At 48.1% G+C, this 6220-nt stretch carries 8 protein-coding genes; 5 read left to right on the top strand and 3 right to left on the bottom strand.

Annotated elements, in window-relative coordinates; all coding sequences use genetic code 11:
• A partial coding sequence (gene cysS, locus B7X71_RS10585) for a cysteine--tRNA ligase (protein ID WP_293600714.1) occupies positions 1–929 on the bottom strand: 929 nt, incomplete at its 3' end.
• Positions 930–1016: 87 nt separating this feature from the next.
• On the opposite strand from cysS, the gene B7X71_RS10580 reads away from it, so the two are divergent.
• Genes B7X71_RS10580 through B7X71_RS10570 form a run of 3 tightly spaced genes read left to right on the top strand, consistent with a single transcriptional unit; the run spans position 1017 to position 3175 of the window.
• Positions 1017–1841 carry a tetratricopeptide repeat protein gene (locus tag B7X71_RS10580; protein ID WP_293597374.1) on the top strand — a complete coding sequence of 275 codons (825 nt, stop codon included), beginning with the start codon at positions 1017–1019 and terminating at the stop codon, positions 1839–1841.
• A gap of 45 nt (positions 1842–1886) precedes the next feature.
• A complete protein-coding gene (locus B7X71_RS10575; protein WP_293597373.1) occupies positions 1887–2390 on the top strand; it encodes a peptidylprolyl isomerase in 504 nt (167 codons plus the stop codon).
• Positions 2387–3175 carry a UDP-2,3-diacylglucosamine diphosphatase gene (locus B7X71_RS10570; RefSeq protein WP_293597372.1) on the top strand — a complete coding sequence of 263 codons (789 nt, stop codon included), beginning with the start codon at positions 2387–2389 and terminating at the stop codon, positions 3173–3175. The genes B7X71_RS10575 and B7X71_RS10570 overlap by 4 nt, the downstream gene beginning before the upstream one ends.
• A gap of 13 nt (positions 3176–3188) precedes the next feature.
• On the opposite strand, the gene B7X71_RS10565 is transcribed toward B7X71_RS10570, so the two are convergent.
• On the bottom strand, positions 3189–3977 hold the full coding sequence (locus tag B7X71_RS10565) for an inositol monophosphatase family protein (RefSeq protein ID WP_293597371.1): 789 nt from the start codon (positions 3975–3977) through the stop codon (positions 3189–3191).
• 130 nt (positions 3978–4107) lie between these two features.
• Here B7X71_RS10565 and B7X71_RS10560 point away from each other — a divergent pair, with 130 nt between their 5' ends.
• Positions 4108–4857: an RNA methyltransferase gene (locus tag B7X71_RS10560; protein ID WP_293597370.1), complete on the top strand. Its 750-nt coding sequence runs from the start codon at positions 4108–4110 to the stop codon at positions 4855–4857.
• Between the two features lie 29 nt (positions 4858–4886).
• Positions 4887–5654: a serine O-acetyltransferase gene (gene cysE / locus B7X71_RS10555; protein ID WP_293597369.1), complete on the top strand. Its 768-nt coding sequence runs from the start codon at positions 4887–4889 to the stop codon at positions 5652–5654.
• 1 nt (position 5655) lies between these two features.
• On the opposite strand, the gene B7X71_RS10550 is transcribed toward cysE, so the two are convergent.
• On the bottom strand, positions 5656–6220 hold a 565-nt coding region (locus B7X71_RS10550; protein WP_293597368.1), incomplete at its 5' end, for a peptidylprolyl isomerase.

The following is a 6220-nucleotide window of genomic DNA, read 5'->3' as shown; positions in this document are numbered from 1 at the left end:
CGATAGTGGGCACGCAACATAAAGAAGCGCAAAACTTCGGGATCAAAATTCTTGAGAACATCGCGGATCAAGAAAAAATTACCCAATGACTTGGACATCTTTTCTTCATTCACCCGAATGTGCCCGTTGTGCATCCAATAATTTACAAACGGTTGGTCACTGGCTTTGTGATCTTGGCCATAGATAGCGCCCTCACTCTGAGCGATCTCATTCTCGTGATGCGGAAACTGTAAATCGGCACCACCACCATGGATATCAAAATGTTCACCCAGCAAATCGCAAGACATGGCAGAACACTCAATGTGCCATCCAGGGCGACCTTCTCCCCAAGGGGATTTCCAGCGCGTATCAGCAGGCTCTTCTGGCTTGGCGCTCTTCCATAAAACAAAATCCAATGGATCACGTTTACCGCCACCAACAGCAACACGCTCGCCAGCATTTAATTCATCCAAAGATTTACCGGAGAGGCGACCGTACTCCGGGAACAAGCGGACAGCGAAATTCACATCGCCATCCTCGCCTTGATAGGCCAATTCATTTTCAATTAAGGAACCGATAATGCCCTGCATTTGGGCTATGTAATCGGTTGCTCGGGGCTCATGATCTGGATGCATTAATCCCAACTCATTGGAGTCGGCATGCATTGCATCGATAAAACGCTGTGTCAGCGCAGAAATGGGCTCACCATTCTCAATAGCGCGATTGATGATCTTGTCATCAATATCAGTGATATTGCGAACATAAACCACCTCATAGCCGCTAGCACGCAACCAGCGAACCACCATATCAAAGACAATCATCACCCGGGCGTGACCAATATGACAAAAGTCGTAGACCGTCATTCCGCAGACATACATCTTCACCTTGCCTGGCTCGATAGGTTTAAAGGCCTGTTTAGAACGACTGAGGGTGTTATAGATTTGCAGCATAGGGACTATAAAGGTGGGCAAGTAGCGCCAATTTGTTAGACTGAGCGCTGAGTATATCGAATGAGCCAGTTTTTCACCCCACCCCCTATGCCAGCTAACCTTTTTTCACTACGTCCAGCCCAATTGGGTGGCTTGAGCGCTATTTTTGCCACTTTATTGCTGGCGGGCTGCAGCACCCCCGGACAACAACTGGCAGACGCTGAAATCAAAGCTGTCAATAGCGCTTCGGCCACTGCCGCACAAGGTGCTCAGGCGCCGTATTTAGGCTCCTATGGACCCAATGATCCCCCAAGATTGGCTGGCAATGACGCTGGATACGATCAATTTAATTCTGAGCTCTCAGACTCAGTAGCTGTTCCATTTCTCTCCTTTTTGATTATTGAGCCAGATCCCGTTACTAAAAATGGGGTTCCGTCTGATATTGAAAAGTTAGTTAAAGCCAAAAAATATCCAGAAGCCATTGACCTCATTAATCAGCAGCTCAAGAAAACGCCAGGCAATGTCCAGTTACGTTACGTCAAAGCGCGTATGCAGATTGAAATGCGTCAGTGGGAGTTAGCGAAGAAAACTTTGGTTGAAATTACCCAGCAATTTCCAGAGCTGCCCGAGCCCTATAACAACCTAGCCGCACTGGCAGCCAATCAAGGCAATTGGATTGAAGCTAGGGACTATTTAGAGCTTGCCTTGAAATTACGCCCAAGCTATACCGTTGCCTCAGCCAATCTGGGCGAGGTCTATATTCGACTTGCAGCACAAGCCTACGACAATGCAGCAAAAGATGCCGTCCTCAATCAGCGTCAATACACCAATCGTGCGAAAGCATTAATGGAGATGCTGAAGCCAGTCAAAAAGGGAGTTGCGTCGGCAACATCTGTAGCCCCAATAGCCCCAGCAGTACCTACTTCAAAATAATTTTCTTACCTTTTTATCTACTAACCCATAGAAAGTAAATTCATCATGGCTAAAGTTTTACTCAAAACAAATAAGGGTGATATCACCCTCACATTAGATGCTGCCAAGGCACCAAAAACTGTTGCTAATTTTTTACAGTACGTCAAAAGTGGTCACTACGATGGCACAATTTTCCATCGCGTGATTGATAACTTCATGATTCAAGGTGGTGGCATGACTACTGGCCTAAAAGAAAAAACTTCTGGCGCCCAAATTGAGAATGAAGCAAACAATGGCCTTAAGAACGAGCGTGGCACAGTAGCTATGGCTCGCACTAGTGATCCGCACTCTGCAACAGCTCAATTTTTCATCAACGTGAATGACAATGATTTCTTGAATCACACTTCACCAAGCGCACAAGGTTGGGGTTATGCGGTTTTTGGCAAAGTGACTGATGGCCTTGATGTGGTTGATGCTATTCGTAAAGTGAAAACTGGCAATGCTGGCTTTCATCAAGATGTTCCTACAGAAGATGTTGTGATTGAAAAGGCAAGCGTTCTCGAGGAATGATTCCGCAATACGCGAGCGCGCTGCTCATTTCAGATTTGCATCTCACGCCGTCAATGCCCTTGACGGCGCAACGATTCTTTGATTTTTGTGAAAAGGATGCTCCTAAGGTAGAGGCTGTATTTATCCTGGGGGACTTATTTGAGTATTGGGTTGGCGATGACGCCGCCCTAAACTCCCCTTTTCAACAGGAAGTAAAACATGCGCTCGCAACACTTTCCACTAAAGTAAAAACGTATTACCTTCACGGTAATCGAGACTTTTTAGTTGGTAAGCATTTCTTAAGTAAAACGGGCATGACACTCATGGCCGATCCCAGCAAGATCAACATTGCCGGATCTGAATATGTTCTCTGTCACGGCGACTCTCTTTGTACGGCAGATATTGGCTATCAAGTATTCCGCAATTGGGTACGTAAACCTTGGGTTCAAAAATTATTCTTGAGCCTGCCTTTGAATTGGCGCCGCTCTATTGCGAATCATCTGCGAAGCAATAGTGGCGTTCAATATCAACGTGCAATCCAGTCGTCTGTTGAAGGTGCGCAAGTCAAAATGAATGTCACCATAGCAGCATGCGCCGCAGTGCTAAGAGACAAGTCTGGCAATCAATTGATTCACGGGCATACCCATCTACCTAAGCATCATCAAGAGCATCTTGCAGGTCAAGAATGGCAACGCTGGGTCTTATCTGATTGGGATTTAGATCACCCTGAGAGTGGACGACCTCGCGCAAGCGCACTACTCATTAACCAAGACGGCGCACGTTACGCCGACCTGATTAAAACTTAATACTGCCGCCTCGTTAACAGGTGGAGTATTTAGATAAGCATTGCACCATCTGAGCAAAGATGCGCGGATTTGCGCACATCACTTCACCGCTTTGCAAGAAGCCTTCTTCGCCGCGGTAGTTACCAATGAGTCCACCAGCTTCAGTAATCAATAAAGCACCTGCAGCCATATCCCATGGCTTGAGATCACTCTCAAAGAATCCATCGTAGCGACCAGCAGCCACATAGGCCAAATCGAGAGAAGCGGCACCAGGACGACGCAGGCCCGCACAATTACGTGACATATCTGCGAAGATTTTTAAATACTTTTCTAAATCTTGATCTTCGCGATAGGGGAAGCCGGTACCCAATAAGGAGTTAGCCAAGCGATCTTGAGTGGCAACACGCAAACGCCGGCGATCCAAATAGGCGCCTGCGCCACGAGTAGCAGTGAAAAGTTCGTCACGGGTTGGGTCGTACACCACTGCTTGCTGGGTTACACCATTTACCGACAGCGCAATCGAAACTGCGTATTGCGGGAAACCGTGAATAAAGTTAGTTGTGCCATCTAAAGGATCGATGATCCAGACGTTTTCAGCATCCGCATTTTGAGCGCCAGTTTCTTCAGCTAAAAAACCATGGCTTGGGTAAGCTTCGCTGAGCGTTTCAATAATGGCTGCTTCAGCTTGTCTGTCCACCTCAGTAACAAAGTCATTATGTTGTTTGCGGTCAACCTGAAGGCGCTCTAAATTGAGAGAAGCTCTATTAATCACGGTTCCGGCACGACGGGCAGCCTTAACGGCCACATTTAACATGGGATGCATAGTTTTGATGGACAAATTAAATAAGAACAAGCTCACCAGATTGCAAAGTGCAGGACAATCAGGAGCTAACACCCTGATTCTAAACGATTGCTACATTGAACACCCAAGCCACTAGAGAATTTCTGTTGATATGAATACCGTACAAGCACAGTTACTGCGCTGGGTTTTGGTTGAAACCAGCCACCCCGGAAACGTAGGTTCAACTGCGCGCGCACTGAAAACAATGGGGTTTAGTGATCTACGCCTAATTTCCCCAAAGATTCCGGGGGTCGCACAGGCGCCCGAGGCTATTGCTTTGGCTAGTGGTGCCGTCGATATATTGGAATCTAGTCAAGAGAGCTCCTCGCTAGAGTCGGCCGTTCAAGACTGCCCCCTAGTCTTGGGGCTAACCAGTCGTGATCGTGAATTCGGGCCACCAGCAATCGGCTGGCAAGATGCTCGCCCCCTCATTCAAGCTGCCATTGCCGGCAAGCAGCGTGTGGCCCTTCTATTTGGCCCAGAGCGGACCGGCCTAGATAACCACCATCTCTCACTTTGCACCCATCGGGTTTGGCTTGATGCAAACCCTCTCTACCCATCCCTGAATCTCGCCCAAGCCATGATGGTTTGTGCATTCACCCTCAGGGAGACCTTGAGTAAAAATGGAGGAACTGCCCCCATCAATTCAAGCGATGAACCGGTAGACTATGCCGATCCTGCGGCCGTAGCCGCCATGCTAGAACACTGGCGCGAAGGGCTAGAGGCCATCGGCTTCCTGGATCCAGCCCATCCCAAGAAACTCATGCCGCGCTTACAAGCGCTATTTGCCAGAACCCGCCTTCACAAGGAAGAGGTCGATCTTCTGCGCGGCATCGCTAAACAGATGATCTCAAGAAAATAAATTCAGCCTTTACCCGTTAAAATCGACTCATGTTTAATTCGCTTTTCGACCAAGTCGACTCCATCATTGTTCGCGACCCCGCCGCTAGAAATCGCTTGGAGGTCATCACCTGCTATCCAGGTTTACATGCTGTATGGATTCATCGGGCATCTCATGGGCTCTGGAACTTGGGTTTGAAATGGATCGCACGACTTCTATCGATGCTGGCTCGCTTTGTTACCGGTATTGAAATTCATCCTGGAGCGAAGATCGGTCGCCGTGTTTTTTTAGATCATGGTCTCGGAATCGTCATCGGCGAGACCACTGAAATTGGTGATGATTGCACCATCTATCAAGGCGTTACCTTAGGTGGAACCTCTTTATACAAAGGTGTAAAGCGTCACCCCACTTTAGGCAAAGGTGTTGTGATTAGTGCTGGAGCTAAAGTTCTCGGCGGCTTCACTGTAGGTGATGGCGCTCGCGTTGGATCTAATGCTGTGGTGCTCAAAGAAATTCCTGCTGGAGCAACTGCAGTAGGAATCCCTGCGCGCATCTTGCATCCGGATTTGCCTCAAGCGAGTGCCCCAGATAGCAAGGTCAAAGAATACTTCTCTGCCTATGGTGTGACACCGAATGTAGATGATCCAGTATCCATGGCATTAAAGGGTTTGATTGATGCTACGCTTGAGCAAGAAGCCAAAATCACAGCTCTCGAGAAGGCCCTAGCAAAGTTAAGCAATACACCTTCTTCTGATGCAGGGGAATCCAGTGACACCAAGCGCGACCTTGGCGCCCTAAAGGAATGGCTTAAAGAGTAAGTTAATGCAGGGTTGGTGATGAGCCACCAGTATTGGTGGCGCTGTCTGTAAGCTCATCATCGCCCTCATCGGAATCATCCGGCATTCCAAATGCAAATCCCTCACCGCCCTCAGGATGACGATTCTCAATCTCTTCATCAGTAGCAGCACGAATATCCTCCACTTGAACCCAGAAGCGCAAAGCCATACCAGCTAGCGGATGATTGCCATCTAAAACTACTTGGCTATCAGCAACATCGGTAACGGTGTAAATCAAGGGCTCATCATCCACATCAGCAGTGTCACCCTGTTCTTGCGCATCGGGAACGCCCTCAAACTGCATACCTACTTCTAAAGGCTCTGGGAAGCGAGCGCGTGGCTCAATCTTTAGCAACTCAGGATCGTACTCACCAAACGCCTCACTGGGCTCAAGCTGAATGCTAGCTTCATAACCCACATCCTGGCCATTCAATAAAGTTTCAATCTTTGGAAAAGTACCCTCATATCCTCCATGCAGGTATACCATCGGAGAATCTGGTTCCTCGATAATATTGTTTTGCGCATCAGTTAATTTGTAGCGCAGGGAT

This window comes from Polynucleobacter sp. 39-46-10, from assembly GCF_002282275.1.
Note: the sequence above shows the minus strand (reverse complement) of the source record. Positions and strands in the feature narration are given on the sequence as shown.